This window comes from Ottowia thiooxydans DSM 14619, from assembly GCF_000422885.1.
Lineage (GTDB): Bacteria > Pseudomonadota > Gammaproteobacteria > Burkholderiales > Burkholderiaceae_C > Ottowia > Ottowia thiooxydans.
This window is the reverse complement of sequence record NZ_AUGX01000058.1, coordinates 1-23,797: the sequence shown is the minus strand read 5'-3', so window position 1 is coordinate 23,797 and position 23,797 is coordinate 1. Positions and strand designations below refer to the sequence as shown.

Here is a 23,797-nt window from a genome sequence, read left to right as displayed (position 1 = left end):
GCACCAGCAACATCTGGTGACCCAGCGCAGCCAGTTGCCTGGCCCAGTGATGGGCGCTGCCGCAAGCTTCCATGGCGATACGAGCTGACTGGCGCTGGGCGAAGAACTCAAGAACTTTGCCGCGCGCGAGCTTACGGCGATGAATCTCACCAGTTGCCGGCTCTACCCAGTGCAGTTGGAAGACGGACTTCGCAATATCGATGGCAAAAGTCGTAATATTCATGTCGGGGTCTCCTTCGTCAGTAGTTGCTTGAAACTCTACTTTGGCACTTGATGCCGTTAGATGCGAGACCCCACCTCTTTGCGCTCATGGGTTTTGCGGCAGAGGTGGGAGGCGTCCATACCATCTCGCTTTTTTCGCTTCGCTCTCTACGTTCAAACAGCTGCCGCAAGCTAGTTCTTGAAGCAAGAGCATCTTTCAGTGCTCTTGCCCGCCCCTTGCCCTACGCTCCTCGGCACGGCCTCAAGGGGTGAGGAGCCTGATTCGGGCCATTGCTACGCTCGGCCCTGCACTATCAGTCGCAAGCGATTGGTTTTACCCCCTCTCCCGCATGCGGGAGAGACTGATGCAGGCGCGCCTGCCGACTTGAGTCCCAGAACCCGCGGACGTGAGCTGGCTTTACTCCTTCCCCCGCTGGGGGAAGGTTGGGATGGGGGCAAGCGGCGTGTCCATGGTGGTGCGTTCTCTCTTCCTCGAGATCTGAGGCTCAACCGATGCACGCGGACTCATATATTTATTCCAACATGAACGATCGACGCTTTATCACGGTTCTTGGGTAGGGTAGGGGTGAGGGCTAGCGGCGTATCAAAGATCTGCGAACCTCGGCTTGGGACCCCTCGCCCTCACACCAGGTCTGCCCCACGCTCAGCGAGCAGCGCCCGAAGAATGGAGCGGTGGCAGCGCGCTTCTTCAGCGCAATAGCAACCAACCGAAAAATTAGCCCCGTGCGAGAGGGAGGCAAGAACATCCAGGGTGCGTGCGGCATCAGGCTCCGACATTTCGCGACGAAACAAGCGTGTGAACGCGGTCCAATCCTTGGCGGCTTTAGCGGCGTCAGGCTCGGTATGGGTACCCAGCGCCAGCTTCATGTGGTCAGGACTTGGTGAAAGATTCGGATACCAGACGTCGTACCAATCCCCGCTGGCGAATTCCGTTTTGGGCACGCCTCGCGGGGGACGCCTGACGGTGCCAATCCTTACACCTTCATCCGCAGCGCGTGGTGTCCCAAGCCGAACGATTCGGATACTCATGGCCTGCCTCTCCTGTGGGGTAACGGCCTTACGATAGCAGTGCTGCGCCGGAAATGTCAAAAAACCAATTCGCGGGAAACTCACACATGATCGACACTTGGATGGCCGAACTTCCCCACGGCATTCGCCTCAGTTGCCGTAGCGCTGGCCTACGGGGCCGCCCGGTGCTGCTGTTCCTGCATGGGTTTCCGGAAGCCGCGTTCGTGTGGGACGAGGTGCTGCTTCATTTCTCACAGCCGGAGCACGGCGGCTTTCGTTGCGTGGCGCCCAATCTGCGCGGATACGAAAAATCCAGTGCGCCAATGGAAGCCTCAGCCTACAGGCCCAAACCACTCATGGAAGACCTGGCCGCATTGATCGCGCTGGAGTGCGGTACGAGTGGAGAACTGGCCTGCCTGATTGCACACGACTGGGGAGGAGCTGTCGCCTGGAACCTGGCCAGCGCGATGCCAGAGCTGATGCAGCGCCTGGCCATCATCAATTCCCCACACCCCCAGACCTTTTTGCGTGAACTCAAAGACAACCCTGCACAGCAAACCGCCAGCGCCTATATGAACTTTCTCATTCGGCCCGATGCGGAAAGCCTGCTGGCTGCCGATGATTTTTCCAGGCTCTGGCCCTTTTTCGACGCCATGGGCGCCTCTGGCAGCGGTGCGCCCAGCGCCCCACCCGTACTGCCTGACGGCGCAGGATGGATGAATGACGCCTTGAGGGCGCAATACAGGGCCGTGTGGTCAGGCGCGGGCTCATCGCCCGGCGCCGGCCTGACAGGCGGCTTGAACTACTACCGCGCTTCTTCGCTGCGTCCGTCGCGCGAGGGCGATCCAGCTTGTGCAGCGGTCACCCTGCCGCGCGATGCCTTTACCATCCCCGTACCCACTCTGGTGCTGTGGGCCATGCAAGATCATGCTCTGCTACCAGCCCTCACCGAGGGACTGGATCAATGGGTCCCCGATTTGACCATCACACGCATCGAGCGAGCCACTCATTGGATCGTGCACGAGCAACCTGCTCGGGTGGTCGCCGAACTTACAGCCTTCCTGAGCAAGAGTTGACCTGCCTGCTCGAGCTCAGAAAGTGTGAGTGAGTCTGGAGAACGGTGGCGCGCGCTTCACTGCAGAAGCCAAACGCCTGCTTAGGAAACGCGTAAATTCAAAGTACCGGGGAAACTCATTGCCCGCCGGTGTCATCGCGGAAGTAACCGCCCTTGCCCTGCCTGGCCTGCGCGAGGTAGGCATCTAAAAGGGGCTGCAATACATCAGGATCAGGCAAGGGATCGTACGACCGGTCCAGTGGGCTCACAGGCAATAGCCGGGCATCGGCGACTGAACGCGGCGGAGTAGTAAAGCCAAACCCATCGCCCACTGCAGCTAGCAAAGCATGAGAGGCTTGCTGATCAGCACTCGCGAGATATTCCTCCATCTCTTCCTGCAAATCATCCGGGCCTGGCAAGGTCGTGTATGCCCGGTCCAGCGGACTCACGGGGTAAGCTTGAAAGCTGGAACCTGAGCGCGGCGGTGTGCTGAAAAAAGGCGTCCCGCCCTCGAACTCTTGAAACGCGTGCCCTGAGTGCTGATTGACAAATGCGAGGTATTCCTCCATTTCGTCCTGCAAATCATCCGGGCCCGGCAAGGTGGTGTACGCCCGGTCTAGCGGGCTGGTCATTGTCAGAGCAGGCTGTGCCACCCGATGCTGCGGAGTGCTGAAAACAAAGTTCTGTCCGGGCAATGCTCGTGTTGATTCGGTGCTTTTACAGCCGTGGCTCCCCAGACTCATTGACGCAAAGTACTCGATCAAGTCTTGTTCGAGTTGCGCCGTATCTTCCAGGTGAGGCGCGTCGCTCTCCGTGCTGATGCGCGCGCGCGATCGCGGTGGTGGTGGCGAATTCTCGCGCGAAGATGAGACCTCAAAACCAGAAGGAGTGTCCAAAACAGGTGGAAAATTCATTTAGAAGAATCAATATCAAAGGGTTCGATGAATGCATCCCGTGATCCGGTAACCGGTGGGTCTACCGTCAGCGCCAGTGTCGATTAACCGTCTGAGTTGAGTAGAAACGCGCAGGCATACGCACGCCCGGTTGGCCGTATCAATTAGAAAATCGAGGGAATACCCGTGTGAGTAACGACTCACAAAATTTGGTTCAATTTTTGATAGCGGCTAGGGAGCCTCTGCAAAACCTATCGCGGATGCCAGGCGCTGGCCGCGGGATGGGCTGCAAGGCGAGTTTTGCAGCCAATAGCTCGTGCTATTGGCAAAAAAATCAACGCAGCAGACCGCCCGGGGGCAGTGATCTGGCGTCGTGAGAGGTTTTGCAGAGGTTCCCTAGGGAGCCTCTGCAAAACCTATTGCGGATGCCCGGCGCTGACCGCAGGATGGGCGGCAAGGTGAGTTTTGCTGACTTAGGCAAAGAAAAAGCCCCGCCTTCGTCCCCGGAACGGCCGTGAACACGCTTCTCAGTAAAGCGACGCTTCGCCCGGCGGCCTGGTCTTGAAGCGCTTATGTACCCAGTAATACTGCTCCGGCATCTCGTTGATATAGCCTTGCAGGCGCTCATTCATCAGCGCGGTATCTGCCAACACATCGTCGCCGGGGTAGTCGGGCCAGGCCGGGTGCACGCGCACTTCGTACCCGGTGTCCGTCAAGCGCGTGACCACCGGCACCACACGTGCGTGGCCCAACTTGGCAAAGCGCGGCAGTGAAGGCAAAGTGGCTGCAGTGACGCCAAAAAACGGAACGAACACCGAATCGCCCGGGCCGAAATCCATATCGGGTAGCAAATACAGCATCTTGCCCTCGCGCAGGGCGCGCACAATGGGCTTGACCCCTTCGGTTCGGCTCAGCAAGGTGGCACGGCCAAAGCGCTTGCGCCCGCGCTGCATCCAGGCGTCCAGCACAGCATCAGGCTGAGTGGTGTAGATGGTGCACGCCGGTCTGTCGATCTGGTCCATGACAGCGCTGCCGCCAGCGTCCATGCCATAGAAATGCGGAGCGAACATCACCACGGCGCCGTCGCGCGTGAGGTCTTGCGTGGCGCCCACAATGCGCAGACGATTGCGAACGATCTCCGGGTCAGCATGCCAAAGCCATGAACGATCAAGAAATGCCTGGCTGAAATAAACAAAACTTCGCCGTGCCACCGCGCGCCGCTGCGCCTGCGACCACTGCGGATAAGCCAGCCGCAGATTGGTCAGTGCAATGTGACGCCGCTGACGCGCCAGCACAAAAAGCATATGCCCCATGGCGCTGCCCAGACCACGAATCCAGGTCAATGGCAAAAGCGCCAGCGCTCGCATGAAAAGAATACCGGGATGCTGCATGTATTTATAGCTTGCGGATTTCGCCTTCCCCCGCGAGCGAGCAACTGCGCCACTCAAAGGGCCGCGGAGCAGGCCATGCGTGGGCGACCGCGGAGCTGGCTTTGCCAGGCCGCTGGTTGCGTCCCCCCAGGGGGATGGCACGAAAGCGCCTCAGGGGGAGCCAATAATCAGGGGGGATCATAGCCTGCGCGGCTGTTTATACCGCCCATAACCCCATAAGTACTGCTCAGGGCACTGCCTGATCAACCCTTCCATCTCACTGTTGATCTGCGCCACCGCCGAGTCCAGATCACCGGCCAGCGGTTGAGTCAACGATTGATAGTGCAAACAGAAGCCTTTCCCCCCCGGTAACCGTTCGCCCCACACCAGAAGCGGCGTGGCGCCGGTTTGCAAAATCAAACGTGCGGCCAGAGTCATGGTGTAGGCCGGCCGGCCAAAGAAAGACTCCCACTGGCCCATTCCATCCGGAGGCACCTGATCAGGCAACAAGCCTACCGCGCGCCCTGCTCGCAGCGCCTTGATCATCTGCCGCACACCAGCCAGCGTGGTGGGCGCCGTTTCCAGTCCGTCACGGCGACGGGCTGTTTCGATCACCTCGACCAGCGCCGGCTGCCGTGCCGGGCGATAGAGCACCGTGATCGGCCCATATTCAGCCCCATAGCGCTCCGCCAAACCCTGCGCGGTTATTTCAAAACAACCCATGTGCGGAGTCAGAAAAACAATGCCGCGGCGCGCGGCGTAAGCTGCGTCGACCACTTCAGTGCCCTTCCATTGCATAGGCACTGGTGGGCCAAACCAGAGGCGCGGTGTTTCCGCCACCATGCGACCAGCATGCCCCACGGCTGCACGCACCTGATTGAATTCGTAACCCGCCTGTAGTGCGTTCTGTGCAAAGCGGCGCCGGTAGGTAGGAGACAGCAGCCACGCCAGCCAACCCAGCGTGGCGCCCACCCCATGCAACAGCACAAGCGGCCATCCGGACATAAAACGATAAAAGGTCAGCATGGATCGGGTAAAATGAGATTCGGTCGCCGAGTTAATAGAGCAACTTGCAGGGCGACTTAAAAAAATTCTGCTAAAGCGTTCGCCAGGGCTCCTCAGAGATTACGGCAACGCGTTTTTCCGTAACTGCTGGAGTTTATTCAATGGAACTGGCGAATAGCTTTCTTTTTACTTCTGAATCGGTTTCCGAGGGTCACCCTGACAAGGTAGCCGATCAAATTTCCGATGCCATTCTTGACGCCATCTTCGCGCAAGACCCGCGCTCTCGCGTGGCCGCCGAGACCCTCACCAACACCGGCCTTGTGGTGTTGGCTGGCGAAATCAGCACCAACGCGGTGGTCGACTATATCCAGGTAGCACGAGACACGATCAAGCGCATCGGCTACGACAACACCGAGTATGGCATTGACTACAAGGGCTGTGCCGTCATGGTTTGCTACGATAAGCAGAGCAATGACATCGCCCAGGGCGTGGATCACGCCTCAGACGACCACTTGAATACGGGCGCTGGCGACCAGGGCCTGATGTTTGGCTACGCTTGCGACGAAACCCCTGAGCTGATGCCCGCGCCCCTCTACTACGCGCACCGTCTGGTAGAACGCCAGGCACAACTGCGCAAGAGCGGCAAACTGCCTTTCCTGCGCCCTGATGCCAAGAGCCAGGTCACCATGCGCTATGTGGATGGCAAGCCGCACAGCATTGATACCGTCGTGCTGTCCACTCAGCACAGCCCGGATCAAAGCGAGACGCAAACCAAGATGAAGGCCAGCTTCACCGAAGCCATCATCGAAGAGCTGATCAAGCCAGTGCTGCCAAATGAATGGCTCAAGGACACAAAGTACCTGGTCAATCCCACAGGCCGCTTCGTCGTTGGCGGCCCACAAGGCGATTGCGGACTGACCGGGCGCAAGATCATCGTAGACACCTACGGCGGTGCCTGCCCACACGGCGGCGGCGCTTTCAGTGGCAAGGATCCAACGAAAGTCGACCGCAGTGCCGCTTACGCCGCGCGTTATGTCGCCAAGAACATTGTGGCCGCCGGGCTCGCACGTCAGTGCCAGATTCAGGTGGCGTACGCCATTGGCGTGGCTGAACCCATGAACATCACCGTGTACACCGAAGGCACCGGTGCCATTCCTGATCACGAGATCGCCAAGCTGGTGCGCGCCCATTTCGATCTGCGCCCCAAAGGCATCATCCAGATGCTCGACCTCCTGCGCCCCATTTACCAAAAAACCGCAGCGTACGGACACTTTGGCCGTGAAGAGCCCGAATTCACTTGGGAAAAGACCGACAAAGCCGCCCTCCTGCGCGCAGAAGCCGGCTTGAGGTAACAAGCTCCCCCTGAGGCGCTGACGCGCCATCCCCCTGAGGGGGGCTGCCGCCTCGCATACTTGGTGCCGCCAGCGTCTTGTAGAGGCCTCATCCTGGTGGTGCACCCCCGTGAGGCGGTGAGCTATCCATCGCCCCAAAAGAAAAGCGCCCTAGCCGGAAAGCCAGGGCGCTTTTTTATTTGACCTTCCCCCTGCGGGAAAAGCAGCAACGATCAAAAGGCCGCGGAGCAGGCCATGCGGGTGTAGCCGCGGAGCTGGCTCTGCCAGGCCGCTGGCTACGTCCCCCTCAGGGGGAAGGCGCGTAAGCGCCTCAGGGGGAGGCCACGTCCTTCAGGCCGCTGGCTGCGTCCCCCTTGGGGGAAGGCGCGTCAACGCCTCAGGGGGAACCTAGTTTCAGCGGCTAAAACCACCGCCGCCGCCGCCACCGCGCCAGTTACCACCGCGGCCACCGCCGCCGCCGCCACCAGCACCGCCGCCCCTCGGGCCGCTTCCACCACCGCCGCCGCCGTAGCCACCACCGCCGCCGGAACGACCGCCCCGGTTACGGTTTCCACCCGACTTGCTCATCAGATCGATACTGGTGCGCATGGGATCTGGTTGGCCTGCAGCACCATGGCTGGGGCCCGTGCGATGGCGCTTGCCATGCAGATTGGTTTGCAGCGGATCAATGTTGCGCGGCAGATGATCTGGTTCGCGGTCGTCATAGTCCCGGTCGAAGCCTGGATCGCGCGGCTGGCCTTGGCCCTGCTGCGGTGGACGCTGGCCCTGGTAGCCCTGCTGGCCTTGCCCCTGAACCGGTCCTTGACCACCGCTGCCTCCACGGCCGCGACGACGACGGCTGTTGCGTCCGTTGCCAGGTTGGCCTTGTGAGCGCTCACCATTCTGGTTGTGACGAGGAGACTGTCCGTCATCCATCGCGCCATCAGCGCCGGCTTGAGCACCTTCTGGCGCGCCATACGCGCCGTTTTCGCCCTCAGCACGCTGCTGTGGCCGGCGACCTTGCGGTTGTCCGCGTCCACCGCCCTGGCCGCGTCCGCCTTGGCCTGTCTTGTTTTCCCGGATGCGCTGCATCATGTCCTGACGCGCGGCCTTGGCTGCGGCCATCATGACATCGCGGCTTGGCGGTTTGCCCAAACCACCCCAGAGAGTCTGGCGCCCCATGGCAATGGGTTCTGCACGCTCATCAGCCGCTGGGCCGAAGCCTTCAAGGATTTGCACGGGGATCTGCTGCTTTGTAAAGCGCTCGATCTCCATCATGAAGCCTTCTTCGTCCAGGCACACCAAGCTCACGGCTTGACCGGTGGCACCTGCGCGACCGGTGCGGCCAATACGGTGCACGTAGTCTTCCGGCACATTGGGGATGTCGTAGTTGACGACATGTGGCAGCTCGTCGATATCGATACCGCGCGCTGCAATGTCAGTCGCCACAAGGGCGCGCAAATCGCCGCTCTTGAATTCAGCCAGCGCCTGCGTACGAGCGCTCTGGCTCTTGTTGCCGTGCAATGCCATGGCCTTGATGCCATGTTTGGACAAATATTCGGCCACATTGTTGGCGCCATATTTGGTGCGCGTGAACACCAGCACCTGGGTCCAGTTGCCTTCGCCGATCAGGTGCGCCAGCACCTCTTTCTTGCGGGTACGGCCCACGGGATAGATCAGTTGGCTGATCAATTCCACGGTGGTGTTGGGGGGCGTGACCTGAATGCTTTTCGGATCTTTCAGGAGGTTGCCCGCCAACTCGCGGATCTCATCACTGAAGGTAGCGGAGAACAGCAAGCTCTGCTTGGCCTTGGGCATCATGGCCAGGACCTTCTTCACGTCATGGATAAAGCCCATGTCGAGCATGCGGTCGGCCTCGTCCAGCACCAGAATTTCGACTGCTGACAGATCGATATAACCCTGGCCTTGGAGATCAAGCAGACGGCCAGGTGTGGCCACCAGGATATCTACGCCCCGCTTGATACGGGTGATTTGTGGGTTCATGCCCACGCCACCAAAGATGACGGTGGAGGTGAGGTCCAGATACTTGCCATAGGTACGCACAGATTCCTCGACCTGTGCGGCCAGCTCACGCGTAGGAGCCAAAACCAGAGCGCGAATGGCCCCGGCCCGGGCCGGCTGCGTGCGGCTCAATTTGTCCAGCAACGGGAGTGTGAACCCTGCTGTCTTGCCGGTACCGGTTTGCGCACCGGCCAGCAGGTCGTGACCGTCGAGGACGGCCGGAATGGCTTGCGCCTGGATAGGAGTGGGCTCCGTGTAACCCTGCTCATGCACGGCCTTGAGAATGTTCTCGGCCAGATTCAGATCTTCAAATTTCATTAATGGAGGGCGCCTGTATTCTTAACGGCGCTTGGCGCCTGCCCGCTCCGGTGGATCACCGGCCAGTAAAGGGCAGATCGGGTTCAGATATGGGCCCATGCAAGATGTGATGCGCATGAAACCCCAGCAAAAGTGCTGGCGTTGCGGCGAACTGGTGTTCCGCAAGCATGTCGATTATACCCCCTGAGGCGCTCGCGCGCCATCCCCCAGAGGGGGACGCAGCCAACGGCCTGGCAAAGCCAGCTCCGCGGCTACACCCGCATGGCCTGCTCCGCGGCCTTCTGATCTTGCTCCCGCTCGCGGGAGGGCTGGCAGCGTATCCATTACGAACGAGCTCCTTTTACACGCATGAAGTCCGAGATATTCCTGCCGATGTGGGCCTGAAAAGGTTGGTGGAGCCTGAGACGCTCACCCTCACGCCGCAGCCGGCCGCCCCTTCCCTCTCCCGCCTGCGGGAGAGGGAGTAAAACCATTCGCTCGCGACTGTCAGTACAGGGCCGAGCGTAGCAATGGCCCGAATGGGGATCCCACCCCTTGAGGCCGTGCCGAGGAGCGCAGGGCAAGGGGCGGGCAAGAGCACTGAAAGATGCTCTTGCTTCAAGAACTAGCTTGCGGCAGCTGTTTGAACGTAGTGAGCGAAGCGAAAGAAGAGAGTTCTGCCGCACCGCCCCTTGACCGAGCACCGCAGGGTGCCCGCAGCGCAGCGCAGGGACACGGACTTGGGGTCGCCTTTCTTTTGCCTACTTTTCTTTGGCGAAGCAAAGAACAAGTAGGTGCACTGCCGGGGGCAATCCCGGCCTCCGACCTTGACGTATAGAAAGAGAAGGTAATTAGAAGATCAAGCCCAAATCGTCCGCCACTGTCTCCCCGTTTGCAGGACAGCGCCCACCGCTCGGCTGCGCAGTCAGGAGCAGCACCTCCAAATGACAGTACGGTTGCAGGTTGAGCCTGTTTCGCGACCCCGAATGGCAGACGCACCCTCTAGAAGCGTCCAATTTGACGCCCCAAATGACCGACTAGCCCCCTGCGGAACCCCTCTGCGTCGATAATCCCTGTTGATTTGCCGGCTGGGGAGAGAGCGCATCCTCGTTTACCGGCCCAAAAAAGCTTGCCGCGCCAGCAGTGGTCACCTAGCCCAAGAAAGCCATGGGCTACCGCCAAACCTGCGCATTCAGCTATCACTTACATAGTATTCAAGAGAAGAGCACCATGGCCCAATACGTTTTTTCCATGAACCGAGTCGGCAAGATAGTGCCGCCGAAGCGGCACATCCTGAAGGACATTTCCCTCAGCTTCTTCCCCGGTGCCAAGATTGGCGTTCTGGGTCTGAACGGCTCAGGCAAATCCACGCTGCTGAAAATCATGGCCGGTATCGACAAGGATATCGAAGGCGAAGCCATTCCCATGGCAGGGCTGGACATTGGCTATTTGCCCCAAGAGCCCCAACTCAATCCTGAGAACACAGTGCGCCAAGAGGTTGAACTGGCGATGGGCGCGGTCAACTCCGCCAAGACACGGCTGGATGAAATCTATGCGGCCTATGCAGAGCCTGACGCAGACTTCGACGCCCTGAGCGAAGAACAAGGCAAGTTGGAGGCGGTCATCGCCGCTGCGGGCACCGATAGCGAGCATCAGCTGGAAATTGCCGCTGACGCCCTGCGCCTGCCCCCATGGGATGCCGTGATCGGCAAGCTCTCAGGCGGAGAAAAACGCCGCGTGGCACTTTGCAAGCTGCTGCTGTCCAAACCCGACATGCTGCTGCTCGATGAGCCAACCAACCACTTGGACGCGGAATCGGTCGACTGGCTGGAAATTTTCCTGAAACGTTTTTCTGGCACTGTGGTGGCTATCACCCATGATCGCTACTTCCTGGACAACGCTGCCGAGTGGATTCTGGAGCTCGACCGTGGCCATGGCATTCCGTACAAGGGCAACTACTCCTTGTGGCTGGAGCAGAAGGACGCGCGCCTGAAGCAAGAGCAAAAAACGGAAGACGCCCGTGCCAAGGCGATGAAGAAAGAACTCGAGTGGGCGCGCCAGAACCCCAAGGGCCGGCAAGCCAAATCGAAAGCTCGCTTGGCTCGCTTTGAAGAGCTTTCCGATTACGAATACCAAAAGCGAAACGAGACCCAGGAAATTTTCGTTCCTGTGTCCGAACGCCTGGGCGCCGAAGTCTTCGAGTTCAAGGAAGTCAGCAAGAGCTTTGGCGATCGCTTGTTGATCGATAACCTGAGCTTCAAAGTGCCCGCGGGCGCTATCGTTGGCATCATCGGTCCTAACGGGGCAGGTAAATCGACACTGTTCAAGCTGATTTCCGGTGTGGAGCAGCCTGACAGTGGTGAAGTCACGATCGGCAAAACGGTAAAAATGGCCTTCGTTGACCAAAGCCGTGACGACCTCGCCAACGATAAAACCGTCTGGGAAGATATCTCGGGTGGCCTGGACATCATCACGGTGGGCAAGTTCCAGATGCCAAGCCGGGCATACGCCGGGCGCTTCAACTTCAACGGGCAGGATCAGCAAAAGAAGGTGGGCTTGCTTTCCGGTGGTGAGCGCGGGCGCCTCCATCTTGCCAAGACCTTGATGCAGGGCGGCAACGTCCTGCTGCTGGATGAACCATCAAACGACCTGGACGTCGAAACCTTGCGCGCTCTGGAAGATGCGCTGCTTGAATTTGCCGGCAGCGTGATGGTGATCAGCCATGACCGCTGGTTCCTCGATCGTATCTGCACACACATCCTGGCTGCAGAAGGTGACTCGCAGTGGAGATTCTTCGACGGCAACTACCAGGAATACGAAGCCGACAAGGTCAAGCGCCTGGGTGAAGATGGCGCCCGACCACACCGGGTGCGTTACAAAGCCTTGAAGTAACAGAGAAACTGCCGCGGTTTAGCAAACGCAGCTTCCGCGGCAGACCAACCGGACCGTTCCGGTTGCGGCACACCAACGGGCGAACGTTCTCGTTTTAACCGCCTAATTTCCCGCCAGTCTTACTGACCGAGACAAGCAATTGCCAAAAGGGAATAGTTTGTTCAACGAAGGCTTTGTGCCCGTCAGGCGCCAAGCGCCGGCCACTCACCATCACGACACCCTGGGCTAGCTGATCAGCCACAAATGCCGGATCCGCAGCGGCCTGGCGAATGGCTGAGTTGAGCTTCGCCTGCAGTTCAGGGCTCAGCCCCTTAGGCGCGTAAAACCCGTGCCAGATGGTGAGTTCCAGCTCGCGTGAAAACATGCGGCGTAAGGTGGTCAAGCCGGCAAAGGGAGCAGAAACCATGGGGGCGCTGGTGGTGACGGCGTAGCCACGCACATCCTTGGAAGCCAGGGGTTCCTTGACCGATGGGGTCTGGTCACACAGGAGATCGACCTTGTTTTCCTTCAGCGCCGTCATCGCAGGCGCACTGCCGGGAAAATCCACACGCGAGAAATTCTTGCGCACCATACTTTGCAGGAACAAGCCGCATAAATAAGACGCCGACCCCGCCCCTGCATCGGCAAGCCTCACCTGCTTGCCATCGGTACGGGTCATCCACTGTGCGAGATCCCCAGACGTCTGTGCTTCCAGTGATGGGCGACCCAGCACGACCATGGGCGACTCCAGCACCAATCCCAGAAAGCTGAAATCGTTGCGTGGATCGAAGGGAAGCTTCTCACCAAGCGCCGGCAGCAGTGCCACGTTGGTATTGGTAAAAAGCAAGGTACGCCCATCAGGGCTGGCCTTGGCCACCTCAGCCAAACCCTGCACCCCACCCGGACTAGCCACGTTCTTGACCGTGATTTGCGTGCCGCCAAGCGCCTGACTGAGCGGCTTGATCATGGCGCGCAAGGTACGGTCTGTCGGTCCGTTTTGCGCGTAAGGGACCACGATGACGATGGGGTCGTTAGCCTGTGCGGACGCGGGAGATACCAGGAACGAGAACGCCAAGAGCGTAGAAAGCTGCAAGCTCCAGCCAAAAGCCCGGCGCTTTTCATACCAGAAACCAATGAAAGGCCGAGAGGTGTGAGATAAATTCATCACATGAATGATGAATTAATTCACGAACTATTGGTTAATTTTTAGGGAGATATTCACTCCAGACAAACCCCAATGTACGAAATTTAGTACACAGAGGGTGCATTCTCGAGCGAGGCGGCAGCCATGTTTTGAATGCATGAGGTTTGCAAAATCGCCCTCGCATCTGAAGGCGGCCACGCGCTGACGTGGCCTAAGGAACCGTTCAGCGACAAGCGCTTTCAAAAAAGTCCAGTATTTGCTCACCCAGCCAGTGCTCGCCGGAGTTGAAGTGGGCCATCATGGACACGTGGTTGTGATCGGCGAGCGTAACGTGGAGCGGCGCCACGCCGCGCGCGCGCGCCAGCGCCAAGGCGAACTCCAGCCCGTATAAATCGAGCAGGGGGTTTTCGAACTGCGCGTTGGCCACGAACACCGGTTGCCGCAAGCGAGCAGCATACGAGACCGGCGAGCACGCTTCATAGGCCGCCGCATCGTCGCCGTAATAGCCCCGGACACCCTGAGCATTGGGGTTGACGGGCAGCACGTCCGCCCTCAGGCGGGCTGAGACCAGCACCGCACAAGCAACGTTTGGCGACAGCGCGGCCAATTCGGGCCGTGGATCGCACAGCAGCGAAGCCACGTGCGTGCCGCCTGCCGAATGGCCAAGCAGGCAAATACGGCGTGGGTCGCCGCCGTACTGTGCGATGTGCTTCTCAAGCCATCCGCAAGCCATCCCTAGATCGAGGCTACCGCCAGGATACGGCGCCTCCGCTGCCAGCCGGTATTCCACGTTGACACCGACGCAGCCCCGCCGGGCAAACCAAGTGAGCACGTTACCGTACATCTGGTCATTGATGGTTTTGTCACCCCGAACGAAGGCGCCACCGTGCACGAACACCAGTACCGGCGCGCGATCCGCCCCGACGGGTCGATGGATGTCGAGCACCTGCCTCGGCCCCGACCCATAAGGCAGGTTCGGTAGAACCTCAACCCCTTCCTGGGAAGCCGCTCGCAGTAACGGAAGGTACAAGTCCTTGGTTTCGTCACCGGCGGTGCGAATGTCTTCCTGCCAGCGCGGCCCGATCTGGCGCAGGCGTTCGGTCACGCCAGATGGGCGCGCGCCCAGGGCGTACCCGGCCATCAGCACTGCGCCAGCAAGAACGCCACGGCGTCTACATCGATCCACCACTCCGGGCGGGAACCGCTGTAAGCGATGTCCAGGAGGTGGGGGCACACGGGAAAGAGAGCGCCAGCGTGTGAAGGGACTCGGTTCATGGCTTGATGTTCAATGGGTGGCGACGGAATCGAGTTCGGGGATGTAGGGAATTTCGACGCCGTAAGCCCCGACGTCCTCACGAATCTGCTCGACTCCCTTTCGGATGATCGGGATTTCCTCTTCCGGATGCGTCGCGCCAAGTCCATACTCAGCTGCCAATGCGCGGTTCCTGCCGGAGCGGGCACGCTCATCAGGCGGCAGATTCACCACTGAATAGACGCCATTGAGCAGGCTGTTGCGCAGCTTTTTCGCCACCTTCTCGCCGATGATGCGTTTCTCATCGGCGGAGAGGTCGGTGAAGAAACGGCGCATGATGATCCGGCCGAACTGGATATGGCGCGCCTCATCACGCAGGATCAGGCGGCAGGCCTCCCGGATAGAAGCAAAGCGCGCATTCTCGTACCGCGCCTGCAGCAACTCCCCGGACAATTGCTCGAACAAGGTATTGACCGACAGGCCGGCGAAAAAGCTCATGGCCTTTTCATCCTTCTCGTCGTGGAAACGAGGAATGATGTCCTTGAAGTAATCAGCCCTCGGAGTGGGTTCGTAGGCGTGCAGATGCTCAGCGATCCGAAAGCTCGCTTCGTGATGCCGGAGTTCCTCAGCGATGAAGTTGGTGATGTGCTGCTTGACCTCAAAAGGTTGGTGCTGAAAGATGGCCTCGCGCAGCCGCTCCGCGCCATAGGGCGTGGCGCCATGTTCCATCCACGCCCGCAGGCTCCACCACTCCGCGCCGGCCTGGCGAACTTCGAGCGGTAAATCGGCCTTGGTCAGATCGCTGTAATCGATGTCGGCAACAGGGTCCCAAGCCAGTTCACGCGCCTGCGTGCACAACCTCCACACCTCGGGATACTCCATTTTGGAGACGACTGGATAAGGGTTCGGCACCTGGGGAATTTCTTCGAGGAGCGAGGCTTGCATGGCGGGTCCTTGGGTGGGTTGCAAATGACACCGGGAGCCTTACGCAGCGAAGGCGCCGCCCGTGCCAACACGGTTTTTGTTTTATCCATGTTAGGCAATCAGTCTTGATACTTCCAATACTATTCACACAGCTTGGTTATTCGCCATCGATATTGCCAACAAGGTGATGCTCTTCGTGCCAAGCCATCTTTCATTCCGTTTCAGGAGGTGCCTTTCATGCTCGAACTTCGGTTGGCGCGTCAGTTTGTGGTGGTGTCCGAGGAACTGAATTTCCGCCGCGCGGCGGAACGCCTGCACATGTCGCAGCCCCCGCTGTCTGTCGCCATGCAGAACCTGGAAACCATGATCGGCACGAAACTGCTCGATCGCAGCAAGCACCACGTCCGGTTGACGCCCGCAGGGCAAATTTTCTATAAGGACGCCCGTCGCCTGTTGCAGATGTCCGAGCAGGCGGTAGAGCGCGCACGCCGCACCGGCGAAGGACTGGAAGGTTTGCTGCGGCTGTCTTTCGTGCCCAGCGCGGCGCTGGATGTCCTTCCCGCCATATTCAAGCGATTCCAGATGGACTATCCCACGGTGCAACTCAAGCTCACCGCCGAAACGACCAACCGCCAACTGGAGGACCTGCGCTGCGGGCATACCGACCTGGCGCTGCTGGTGGGCCCTCTGAACGACGCCAGGGACTTGAACCTGTTGGACTTGCAGTCTCAGCAGTTCGCCCTGGCCATCCCCTCTGGCCACGCGCTGGCTTCACGTCAGAAAATCAGAATGAGAGAGTTGGCCGCTGAGCCTTTCGTGGCTTTTCCGAGCTCGGAGGGGGCAGGGTTTGCCGCGACGCTGCCAAACGCCTGCAAAGCCGCGGGTTTCCTGCCCAAGGTGGTGCAAGAGGCGTCCCAGATGCAGGCCATTCTCACGCTCGTAGCGGGCGGCCTGGGGATCGCTCTCGTACCCTCCTCCATGCGCCGCCTTCGCATGGAGGACGTCTGCTTTCTTGAAATTGCCGACACGCACCCACCACCGACCTATGGACTGGTTTTCGCCTCCTCCAAGGAAAACGACAACCCCGTGGTGCCTGTCTTTCTGGCTATCGCGCAACGAATCGTGGCAAGCGGAATGACCAAAGGATCCTCCACAAAACCCATCACGGATGCAGAACGTTAGGGTTGGAATGGGCTGCGAGGTGAGTTTTGCAGCCAATAGCCGATGCTATTGGCAAGGCCCTCAACGCCGCGGACCATCCGAGACCGAGCCTTGCGGCGCCGCGAGGGGTTTTGCGAAGGCCCAATGACTTGCCGTAATTCACGGCCCGTATCAGCATCGCGCGTCATCGGTATTAGACAAGGGCGGCAGGTCTTCCGATTATGCAAAGCGAATCCTGTCACAAGAATATCCCACGAACCTGGAGAGAGCTGCATGAGTTTTTTACCGCGTCGGAGTGCCTCGCTGATCATCCTTTTCGCGCTATCCGGGGCCCCGTTGCTCTCTGGAGCGCAGACCTATCCCAGCCGCCCGGTGACCATGGTGGTCCCCTACCCTCCGGGCGGCACGGCCGACATCCTGGCTCGCACGGTAGGACAAAAGCTCTCCGAGAAGCTGGGGCAACCGGTCGTGGTGGAAAACAAGGCGGGCGCAGGCACCGCCATCGGTACCCGCTATGTGGCCGAAGCCGCGCCGGATGGCTACACGCTATTACTGGGCACGGTCAGCTCACACGCGATCAATCCGGCGATGTCCCAGGTTGGGTATGACCCGGTACGCGATTTCGCGGCCGTGGCATCTCTCGGCTCAATTCCTTTCGTTCTCGTGGCCCGCCCGGACGCGCCATATCAGACTCTGCCTGACCTCATCGCGGCGGCCAAAAAGCAGCCCGGTAGCATCAGCTACGCCTCGGCAGGGCCAGGCACTTCCAATCACCTGGCGGGAGAGATGCTCGCGGGGGCAGCCGGCATCAAGCTGTTGCACGTGCCCTACCGCGGCAGCGCGCCCGCCTTGGGGGACGTGCTCGCCGGGCACGTCCCGCTCATGTTTGATCTGCAAACGACGTCAGCGCCCTACGTGCGCCAAGGCAAGCTTAAGGCCCTGGCAGTGACCGGCGCACAGCGCAGCGCCCTGCTGCCGAACGTGCCGACGGCGGCCGAAAGCGGCTTGCCCGGGTATGAGGTCAGTGCCTGGTTCGCGTTATTCGCGCCGGCCAAGGTTCCCCGGCCGGTACAAAAGCGGCTTTCCGATGACCTGGCCGCGGTGCTGGCGGCACCGGACATGGTTCAGAAACTGCGCGAACTGGGAGCAGAACCTGACGCGCGGTCTCCGGCTGAATTCACCTCCTACGTGCGCAGCGAGGCGGAGAAATACGAGAAGGTCGTTAAGGACGCGGGCCTGTCTCGCTGATCGAGTATTTTGGGGCGCAGGGCATCCTGGCACAGGGCAACCTGGCGTCGGGCGTCGGGCGTCGGGCGTCGGACTTGGGGCGATCTGCGGCGTTACAGCGCCCGCACATAGCTGGGCTATTTAGCCGGATTGCGCTTCAAGTTCTGCACCGCACGCATGGTGACTTCCACGTGTTCCAGCGGGTTGCTACCCTGGTGCGCAAAGGCGATCTTGCCGTCCTGGCCCACCACATAGGAAATACGGCTGGCCATGCCCGGCATGAGCGAGCCGGCATCGTAAGCCTTGATGGTTCGAGCCTGGGGATCAGAGCCCACAGCGAACTGGTCTCGGCACTCCTCGCTCGAAAAACGCTTGAGCGTGTCGATGTTGTCATGGGAGACGCCAATGACCGTGGCACCGAGCGTGGCGAATTTTGGCGTGGCCTCAGCAAACGCATTCGCCTCGACTGTGCAGCCCGCCGTAAAGGCTTTCGGGAAAAAATACAGAACCACAGGCCCTTTCTTCAGGGCCTGGGCCATGTCGAACTCAAAGGCCTTACCAGCCTGAGCAGCCGGGGCCTTGAACACCGGAGCAGGGTCTCCTGGCTTGAGCGCTGCAAGAGCGGGCGCCATGGCGGCGGTAGCGAGCAGGACGGCTATCAGGCGTTTCATCGACTTTTTCTCCCATGGGACGCTCCGCGTCTAGAAAATGGGCAAAAACCTTGACCACTAGGCGGTGCGAGACAATGAAGTCTATGACAAACCTCTCTGCTCCGCTGCCGCGCATTGCCTTGGTGGCCACTGGCGGCACCATCGCCGGTGCTGGCGCCGAAGGCGAGCCTTCTGCCGCTTATCAAGCTGCGGTGATTGGCGCCGACGACCTCATCGCCCGCGTGCCGCAGTTGGCACGCCTGGCTCAGCTTCAGACAGAGCAACTGCTGCAAATCGATTCAGCCGATTTCACGGACGACAAGCTGCTCACCCTGGCGCGCAGGGTAGCCACCCTCTGTGACCGAGAGGACGTGGATGGCGTCGTCATCACCCATGGCACAGACACCATGGAAGAAAGCGCCTATTTTCTGCACCTCACGGTGAACAGCGCCAAACCTATCGTAGTCACTGGCGCCATGCGTCCTGGCACCGCGCTCGCGGCCGATGGTCCCGCCAACCTGGTGCATGCGGTCGCCGTCGCGGCTCATCCCAGCACTCAGGGCCGAGGCGTGCTGGTGGTGATGAATGAAGAAATCCATAGCGCCCGAGACGTGGCTAAAGTACATGCCATGCGGCTCGATGCATTCGCCTCGCCCCACGGCGCATTGGGCCTGGTGGTTGAAGGCGTCCCGCGTTGGTACCGTCAGGTGGCCAGGCCGCACACCACTCAAAGCGAGTTCGACATCACCACGCTTGGTGCGCTTCCTCTGGTAGGCGTTGTCGCCGGGCATGCCGGCATGCGAGCTGAAGTCTTCGACGCCTGGGTGGCCATGGGCGCACGCGCCATCGTGTATGCGGGCGTCGGCGGTGGCACGGTACCCGCCTATCTGCTTGACCACCTCACCGCATTGCGCGAACGTGGCGTATGGCTTGTACGAGCCACGCGCACGGGCGCTGGGCCCGTGATCCGCAATGCAAACGCCCAGGACGATGCGCACGACTGGATCGTGACGGACGACCAATCACCACCCAAAGCACGCCTGCTGTCTGCGCTAGCGCTCACTCGTCACGTGGACACAACGGCGTTCCAGCAAGTGTTCTATCGCTACTAAATACGAATTCCCTGGTGATGTCTAGAAAAATCAACGTGGCGATCACGTTTCAACTCGACAAGGAAAATCCGAATCAGTCCATCTGGTTCAACGGCTGCAATCAGCACTGCATATTTCTCTACCAAATGTTCAAGCAGATGCCCGAGGTCGGCCGTGTCTGGCTGGCATATGGAGAACCGGTACCCGCTTACTCTCCCGAAATGATGCTGAGCGCCTTTACCGAAGATCTCGCTCCATTGAACAGCGTCATCGGACAAGTGGATCTGCTGGTCGAGATGGCCTTGTTCGTTGGCGATGATCACGTGCAGGCGCTGGCCGATCGAGGCGGCAAATGCGTTGCATACCGGGTCGGCAACAGCTACGCCATCACGGTGGAATCCATCTTGTTCGACAAGCACCAATGGAATCCGAATCCGGGCAAGGTTGCTTACAACGAAATCTGGTTCAACCCGCACTACGAAAAAACCGCGCAGACCCTATACGAAGCGATATACAAATGCCCGGCCAAGGTATTGCCGCATATCTGGTCCAGCTATTTCCTCGATTACTCGGATGGCAGCCCCACCGCTGCGACAACGCCTTGGCGGTACGTCCCAAACGGCCGATCGTCGCGGCGAATCGGCATTTTCGAGCCCAACGTGAACGTCACAAAGGCCTGCCTGCTACCGTTACTTACGTGTGAGGTGTTGTACAGACGAAAGCCGGAGTTGGTCGAACACGTTTACTTGACCAACACAGAGCACCTTAAAAGCAACAACACGCTCACAAGTATCGCCCTGGATCTGGAGATCGTACAGGCGCGCAAAGCAAGCTTCGATCCCCGCTTCCCCTTGAAACAAGTATTGGGGCCTCATGCGGACGTGATGCTTTCGCATCAATGGGAAAACGCGCTGAACTACACGTACTACGAAGCACTACACGGAGGCTTTGCTCTCGTTCACAACTCACCGTTTCTGAAAAATCTAGGCTACTACTACGAGGGTTTCGATGTGGCGGCAGCGGCTGACGCGCTTGAGCGCGCGATAGAAGAACATGACGATCAGTTGCCGAATCAGTTGACCAATGCACGTCGCTATCTGGCAGAAATCCACCCCGACTCTCCCGTTTGCCAACAGCCCTACCGCGAGCGGCTGCGTTCGCTGTTTGACGTGTGATTTCTAGGGCGAATTTAGTGTGAACACGCCCTAGCTTGCACCCGATCTAGTAGTGTGCTGTCCCGCAGCCAATACCTTCTTCCGCACGGAGTTGATGTTGCTGCGCAGCGCGTAAAGCTCCTCCGCATGTGCCAACGGTACTGCGATCTGATTGGCCACGCGATCGAGTTCGTCCAGTTCATTCAGCAACGGTTGGCGATCACCAGCGCCCTCCTCCAGCTTGGTCTCTATATCGCGCAGACGCGCATACCAACGGAACACGCGGCGCCGAACCCGGAATGTGTAAAGCGGGGGCACTATGCGACTTAACGGGAGCAGCAGAACGATCAAACCGCCGATCACGAGCCACATGCGCTCCAGAAGGTTGCTGGCCCAAAATGGCAGGTAGCGCTGCCAAAACGGCGGGGTGCCATTGATCGCCCGGTCACCTTCCGGACTGACCGGCAGTTCACTGGTACGGGTATTGGGAAAATCACGTGCGCGGTTGAACCATCCCGCTTCACCATGCAGACCTTGCGCGGCCTGGGCAAACAACTGACGCAGTGCCGGGTGTGTTTCCTCTCGCGTGAGCAACGAAGTGGTGGTGGCCAGCAGGGTGATGTCATGCGGGGGCACATCAGACGAAAGATCCACCACGCCACGCGGCAGCGTGACAGTCTGCAGAAACGGAAAACGGCGTGCATAGGCGTCTGCCTGAGAAACATCCATCAAGGCGATGCCGGGTGCTCGGAGCAACTTGGCAACCAGGGGCGACTCCGGCGCCGTGATCAGCACCACCGCATCGATCAGGCCTCCCTGCAACGCCTCGGCGGCGGCTTCGGGCGGAAGTTGGCTGAGCATGACTGCATCGCTCTCCAGGCCATTGGCTGCCAGCAAGCGCTGCATGATCTCAGGCACCCCACTGCCCGGTTGATCGACGTTGATTCGCCAGCCCTTGAGTTGGTATAACGCAGTCAATGGCGGAATGCTTTCCTTCTGCGCCGGTTTGACGGCCAGGCGTGAGGCTGGTTCTTTTGGCACGGGAGGTGCCATGGCGTCCACCCGGTAAAACACCCACAGCGGCTCGTAAAACAAACTTCCCAGGGATGCGAGGCCAGCTTCTCCATCGGCTGATGCATCGGCGCTGCCGCCACGCACGAACGCCACGTCAGCAGTGCCGGAGCGCAAGGCCTGCAGATTGGCTTGAGAGCCTTCGGTGGTAAGTAACTGCACAGTCGTGCGGCTCCTGCTGAGCGCCTGTGCATAGCGCTCGCCGAACTCGGCGTACGCACTGCCGGCGGGGCCCGTGGCAAGCGTCACACGCTTGGGAGGCTGCGGATCAAGCCACCAATAGGCGCCCACCAACAGGGCCGCAGCCAATATGGCCACGGGGCCCACGGAAGCCAGCATGTCGCGCAGCGACAGCAGCCAAAGAAGCAAGTTACGACGCATCGGCCCGATTATCCAGGCTGCTTGGAAGACTCTGCGCCGAGGCCAACCAGATCGGAGGCCGAAGGCAGCCACAAATCGCCCAGCCTCAAGCCTTGTGCCGCACGCACGGCATTGGCGCAGGCGCGGGCAACAGCTTCCGTTGCCATCACCGCGAGCACGTTCAATCCGGGCGAATGCGCCACCTGGCCGGTGCCTAATGCGAACAGCGTGTCACCATCGTAGAGCGTGTGCACAGGATGGATAGCACGGGCCAGGCCATCGTGCCCTGCGCCCGCCAGGCGTTTGGCCTGCGCTTTGGTCAGTACGGCATCGGTGGCAACTACCCCTATCGTGGTGTTGGCGCCCGCCAACATCGTCAAAGGTGGCACGCCGGCTAGCAGCGTACGGCTGGTATTGCGCAGGCCCCGACCATCCGCAGTGCGCGCGCCTGCAAGCAAGGCGCCAGTGGTCACATCGAGCACATCACCCAGCGCATTGACCGCGATCAGAGCGCCAACCGTGACACCATCCACGCACACCGAAGCGCTGCCAATGCCGCCTTTCATGGCGTAGGCCATGCCGAACATCTTGCCCACACAGGCGCCGGCCCCTGCGCCTACGCTGCCTTGGGCGGGCGACGAGGTGGAGGCTGCCTGGCAAGCGGCATAGCCCGCAGCCGAGTCGGGGCGGATGCGTGAGTCACCTACGTGTAAATCAAAAAGCACGGCCCCCGGGACGATAGGAACACGGGCCGAGCCCACATCCAGGCCCAACCCTTTTTCGTCCAACCAGCGCATCGCGCCGCTTGCGGCATCCAGCCCGAAGGCACTGCCGCCAGAAAGCACCACGGCATGCACCGTGTTCACCAGATTGGCCGGATCGAGCAGATCAGTTTCCCGCGTGCCAGGCGCCGCACCACGCACGTCGACGCCTCCCACCGCGCCTGCACGAGTGAGAACCACACTGCAGCCTGTGGGACGACGGCTATCCGTGAAGTGACCCACCTCGACTCCGCGTACATCGGTGATCGAGTTGGAAACGGCTGGCGGCATGGAGACTCCCGACTAAAACTAGAGGGCAATGGTATCGCCTGATGGCGAGCGGAAGTTTGTATTTACCCCCTCGCCCTCTGGGAGAGACCCATGCAGGCCCAACTGCCGACTTGAGCCCCAGCACCCGAGGCGGTGGGCTAGTTTTACTCCTTCCCCTGCTGGGGGCTGCAGGTTTTAACTCCCTCTCCCCCTGGGAGAGGGTTGGGGGGGCCGGCCATCCGGTGAGGGCAAGCGGCGGTTGATTTAGGCGCTGCGGTTGTAAATTTCCTTCTGCTCTTCTCTTTAGGTCGGAGGCCGGGATTGCGCCCGGCAGCGCAGTCCCTTTCTTTGCTCGCACAAAGCAAGTAACCAAAGAAATGCGACCCCAAGTCCGTGTCCCTACGCTGCGCTCCGGGCACCCTCCGGTGCTCGGTCAAGGGGGCCGGCCATCCGGGGCGGTGCGGCAGAACTCACTTCTTTCGCTTCGCTCACTACGTTCAAACAGCTGCCGCAAGCTAGGGCGTGTTAACACAAACGAAGTCCATCGACGATCAGTGCGAAGGTGATGAAACCGATGAACATCATGTCGAGTTTCTCGAAGCGAGAGAAGATCCGGCGATAGCCTTTGAGGCGGCGAAAGAGGCGTTCGATCTCATTTC

Annotated in this window: 20 protein-coding genes and 2 pseudogenes; 8 read left to right on the top strand and 14 right to left on the bottom strand. The window is 60.1% G+C overall.

Translation table 11 applies throughout. The annotated features are described in order from the left end of the window. Both G518_RS0125010 and G518_RS0125005 read right to left on the bottom strand, forming a co-directional pair. Positions 1 to 223, bottom strand: a pseudogene (locus G518_RS0125010) (IS110 family transposase); the annotation flags it as partial. Positions 224 to 843: 620 nt separating this feature from the next. Then, positions 844 to 1,251 (bottom strand): DUF488 domain-containing protein, encoded by a 408-nt coding sequence (locus G518_RS0125005; RefSeq protein WP_028604837.1) that lies wholly within the window; start codon positions 1,249 to 1,251, stop codon positions 844 to 846. Positions 1,252 to 1,337: 86 nt separating this feature from the next. Between G518_RS0125005 and G518_RS0125000 the strand changes: the two genes are divergently transcribed. Beyond that, positions 1,338 to 2,306 (top strand): alpha/beta fold hydrolase, encoded by a 969-nt coding sequence (locus G518_RS0125000; RefSeq protein WP_028604836.1) that lies wholly within the window; start codon positions 1,338 to 1,340, stop codon positions 2,304 to 2,306. 115 nt (positions 2,307 to 2,421) lie between these two features. Here the strand turns inward: G518_RS0125000 and G518_RS0124995 are convergent, their stop codons facing one another. The 3 genes from G518_RS0124995 to G518_RS0124985 form a co-directional block, all read right to left on the bottom strand. Then, entirely contained in the window at positions 2,422 to 3,198 is a 777-nt protein-coding gene (locus G518_RS0124995) for a hypothetical protein (protein ID WP_028604835.1), read from the bottom strand. A gap of 506 nt (positions 3,199 to 3,704) precedes the next feature. Then, complete coding sequence (locus tag G518_RS0124990) at positions 3,705 to 4,568, bottom strand: lysophospholipid acyltransferase family protein (RefSeq protein WP_028604834.1); 864 nt, start codon at positions 4,566 to 4,568, stop codon at positions 3,705 to 3,707. Positions 4,569 to 4,745: 177 nt separating this feature from the next. After that, entirely contained in the window at positions 4,746 to 5,573 is an 828-nt protein-coding gene (locus G518_RS0124985; protein WP_028604833.1) for a lysophospholipid acyltransferase family protein, read from the bottom strand. A 146-nt stretch (positions 5,574 to 5,719) separates the two neighbouring features. Here G518_RS0124985 and metK point away from each other — a divergent pair, with 146 nt between their 5' ends. After that, the gene (gene metK / locus G518_RS0124980; RefSeq protein ID WP_028604832.1) at positions 5,720 to 6,904 is read left to right on the top strand and encodes a methionine adenosyltransferase; all 1,185 of its coding nucleotides are present in this window, start codon (positions 5,720 to 5,722) and stop codon (positions 6,902 to 6,904) included. Between the two features lie 393 nt (positions 6,905 to 7,297). Here metK and G518_RS0124975 read toward each other — a convergent pair whose 3' ends face one another. After that, complete coding sequence (locus G518_RS0124975; protein WP_028604831.1) at positions 7,298 to 9,223, bottom strand: DEAD/DEAH box helicase; 1,926 nt, start codon at positions 9,221 to 9,223, stop codon at positions 7,298 to 7,300. Positions 9,224 to 9,390: 167 nt separating this feature from the next. Between G518_RS0124975 and G518_RS40755 the strand changes: the two genes are divergently transcribed. Continuing rightward, positions 9,391 to 9,690 carry a hypothetical protein gene (locus G518_RS40755; protein ID WP_036596049.1) on the top strand — a complete coding sequence of 100 codons (300 nt, stop codon included), beginning with the start codon at positions 9,391 to 9,393 and terminating at the stop codon, positions 9,688 to 9,690. Positions 9,691 to 10,432: 742 nt separating this feature from the next. Next, entirely contained in the window at positions 10,433 to 12,094 is a 1,662-nt protein-coding gene (gene ettA / locus G518_RS0124965) for an energy-dependent translational throttle protein EttA (RefSeq protein WP_028604830.1), read from the top strand. A 94-nt stretch (positions 12,095 to 12,188) separates the two neighbouring features. Here the strand turns inward: ettA and G518_RS36860 are convergent, their stop codons facing one another. From G518_RS36860 to G518_RS0124945, 4 genes are all read right to left on the bottom strand, one after another. After that, positions 12,189 to 13,238, bottom strand: coding sequence for a tripartite tricarboxylate transporter substrate-binding protein (locus G518_RS36860; RefSeq protein WP_051237379.1), 1,050 nt, complete (start codon positions 13,236 to 13,238; stop codon positions 12,189 to 12,191). Between the two features lie 202 nt (positions 13,239 to 13,440). Continuing rightward, a complete protein-coding gene (locus G518_RS0124955) occupies positions 13,441 to 14,358 on the bottom strand; it encodes an alpha/beta hydrolase (RefSeq protein WP_036596048.1) in 918 nt (305 codons plus the stop codon). Then, the gene (locus G518_RS41345) at positions 14,358 to 14,492 is read right to left on the bottom strand and encodes a hypothetical protein (RefSeq protein ID WP_281170564.1); all 135 of its coding nucleotides are present in this window, start codon (positions 14,490 to 14,492) and stop codon (positions 14,358 to 14,360) included. Before G518_RS41345 ends, G518_RS0124955 begins: the two co-directional genes overlap by 1 nt. A 10-nt stretch (positions 14,493 to 14,502) precedes the next feature. After that, the gene (locus G518_RS0124945; protein ID WP_028604828.1) at positions 14,503 to 15,414 is read right to left on the bottom strand and encodes a ferritin family protein; all 912 of its coding nucleotides are present in this window, start codon (positions 15,412 to 15,414) and stop codon (positions 14,503 to 14,505) included. 216 nt (positions 15,415 to 15,630) lie between these two features. On the opposite strand from G518_RS0124945, the gene G518_RS36855 reads away from it, so the two are divergent. Beyond that, positions 15,631 to 16,575 carry a LysR family transcriptional regulator gene (locus G518_RS36855; RefSeq protein ID WP_051237380.1) on the top strand — a complete coding sequence of 315 codons (945 nt, stop codon included), beginning with the start codon at positions 15,631 to 15,633 and terminating at the stop codon, positions 16,573 to 16,575. Between the two features lie 252 nt (positions 16,576 to 16,827). Next, positions 16,828 to 17,802, top strand: coding sequence for a Bug family tripartite tricarboxylate transporter substrate binding protein (locus G518_RS0124930; RefSeq protein ID WP_028604827.1), 975 nt, complete (start codon positions 16,828 to 16,830; stop codon positions 17,800 to 17,802). Between the two features lie 116 nt (positions 17,803 to 17,918). On the opposite strand, the gene G518_RS0124925 is transcribed toward G518_RS0124930, so the two are convergent. Further along, positions 17,919 to 18,452 (bottom strand): peroxiredoxin, encoded by a 534-nt coding sequence (locus tag G518_RS0124925; protein WP_028604826.1) that lies wholly within the window; start codon positions 18,450 to 18,452, stop codon positions 17,919 to 17,921. An 83-nt stretch (positions 18,453 to 18,535) separates the two neighbouring features. Here G518_RS0124925 and G518_RS36850 point away from each other — a divergent pair, with 83 nt between their 5' ends. Beyond that, positions 18,536 to 19,543, top strand: coding sequence for an asparaginase (locus tag G518_RS36850; RefSeq protein WP_051237378.1), 1,008 nt, complete (start codon positions 18,536 to 18,538; stop codon positions 19,541 to 19,543). A 17-nt stretch (positions 19,544 to 19,560) separates the two neighbouring features. After that, positions 19,561 to 20,697 (top strand): DUF2827 family protein, encoded by a 1,137-nt coding sequence (locus G518_RS0124915; RefSeq protein WP_036596045.1) that lies wholly within the window; start codon positions 19,561 to 19,563, stop codon positions 20,695 to 20,697. 30 nt (positions 20,698 to 20,727) lie between these two features. Here the strand turns inward: G518_RS0124915 and G518_RS0124910 are convergent, their stop codons facing one another. From G518_RS0124910 to G518_RS36840, 3 genes and pseudogenes are all read right to left on the bottom strand, one after another. Further along, positions 20,728 to 22,128 (bottom strand): TAXI family TRAP transporter solute-binding subunit, encoded by a 1,401-nt coding sequence (locus G518_RS0124910; protein WP_028604824.1) that lies wholly within the window; start codon positions 22,126 to 22,128, stop codon positions 20,728 to 20,730. 8 nt (positions 22,129 to 22,136) lie between these two features. After that, positions 22,137 to 23,159 carry a P1 family peptidase gene (locus G518_RS36845; RefSeq protein WP_036596042.1) on the bottom strand — a complete coding sequence of 341 codons (1,023 nt, stop codon included), beginning with the start codon at positions 23,157 to 23,159 and terminating at the stop codon, positions 22,137 to 22,139. 504 nt (positions 23,160 to 23,663) lie between these two features. Continuing rightward, positions 23,664 to 23,797 (bottom strand): annotated as a pseudogene (locus G518_RS36840) (IS5-like element ISCARN85 family transposase); the annotation flags it as partial.

Bases quoted from the DNA above. Each gene is read 5' to 3' on its own strand.
- G518_RS0125005 (WP_028604837.1), bottom strand. From the start codon at position 1,251: ATGAGTATCCGAATCGTTCGGCTTGGGACACCACGCGCTGCGGATGAA.
- G518_RS0125000 (WP_028604836.1), top strand. From the start codon at position 1,338: ATGATCGACACTTGGATGGCCGAACTTCCCCACGGCATTCGCCTCAGT.
- G518_RS0124995 (WP_028604835.1), bottom strand. From the start codon at position 3,198: ATGAATTTTCCACCTGTTTTGGACACTCCTTCTGGTTTTGAGGTCTCA.
- G518_RS0124990 (WP_028604834.1), bottom strand. From the start codon at position 4,568: ATGCAGCATCCCGGTATTCTTTTCATGCGAGCGCTGGCGCTTTTGCCA.
- G518_RS0124985 (WP_028604833.1), bottom strand. From the start codon at position 5,573: ATGCTGACCTTTTATCGTTTTATGTCCGGATGGCCGCTTGTGCTGTTG.
- G518_RS0124975 (WP_028604831.1), bottom strand. From the start codon at position 9,223: ATGAAATTTGAAGATCTGAATCTGGCCGAGAACATTCTCAAGGCCGTG.
- G518_RS40755 (WP_036596049.1), top strand. From the start codon at position 9,391: ATGTCGATTATACCCCCTGAGGCGCTCGCGCGCCATCCCCCAGAGGGG.
- ettA (WP_028604830.1), top strand. From the start codon at position 10,433: ATGGCCCAATACGTTTTTTCCATGAACCGAGTCGGCAAGATAGTGCCG.
- G518_RS36860 (WP_051237379.1), bottom strand. From the start codon at position 13,238: ATGAATTTATCTCACACCTCTCGGCCTTTCATTGGTTTCTGGTATGAA.
- G518_RS0124955 (WP_036596048.1), bottom strand. From the start codon at position 14,358: ATGGCCGGGTACGCCCTGGGCGCGCGCCCATCTGGCGTGACCGAACGC.
- G518_RS41345 (WP_281170564.1), bottom strand. From the start codon at position 14,492: ATGAACCGAGTCCCTTCACACGCTGGCGCTCTCTTTCCCGTGTGCCCC.
- G518_RS0124945 (WP_028604828.1), bottom strand. From the start codon at position 15,414: ATGCAAGCCTCGCTCCTCGAAGAAATTCCCCAGGTGCCGAACCCTTAT.
- G518_RS36855 (WP_051237380.1), top strand. From the start codon at position 15,631: ATGCTCGAACTTCGGTTGGCGCGTCAGTTTGTGGTGGTGTCCGAGGAA.
- G518_RS0124930 (WP_028604827.1), top strand. From the start codon at position 16,828: ATGAGTTTTTTACCGCGTCGGAGTGCCTCGCTGATCATCCTTTTCGCG.
- G518_RS0124925 (WP_028604826.1), bottom strand. From the start codon at position 18,452: ATGAAACGCCTGATAGCCGTCCTGCTCGCTACCGCCGCCATGGCGCCC.
- G518_RS36850 (WP_051237378.1), top strand. From the start codon at position 18,536: ATGACAAACCTCTCTGCTCCGCTGCCGCGCATTGCCTTGGTGGCCACT.
- G518_RS0124915 (WP_036596045.1), top strand. From the start codon at position 19,561: ATGTCTAGAAAAATCAACGTGGCGATCACGTTTCAACTCGACAAGGAA.
- G518_RS0124910 (WP_028604824.1), bottom strand. From the start codon at position 22,128: ATGCGTCGTAACTTGCTTCTTTGGCTGCTGTCGCTGCGCGACATGCTG.
- G518_RS36845 (WP_036596042.1), bottom strand. From the start codon at position 23,159: ATGCCGCCAGCCGTTTCCAACTCGATCACCGATGTACGCGGAGTCGAG.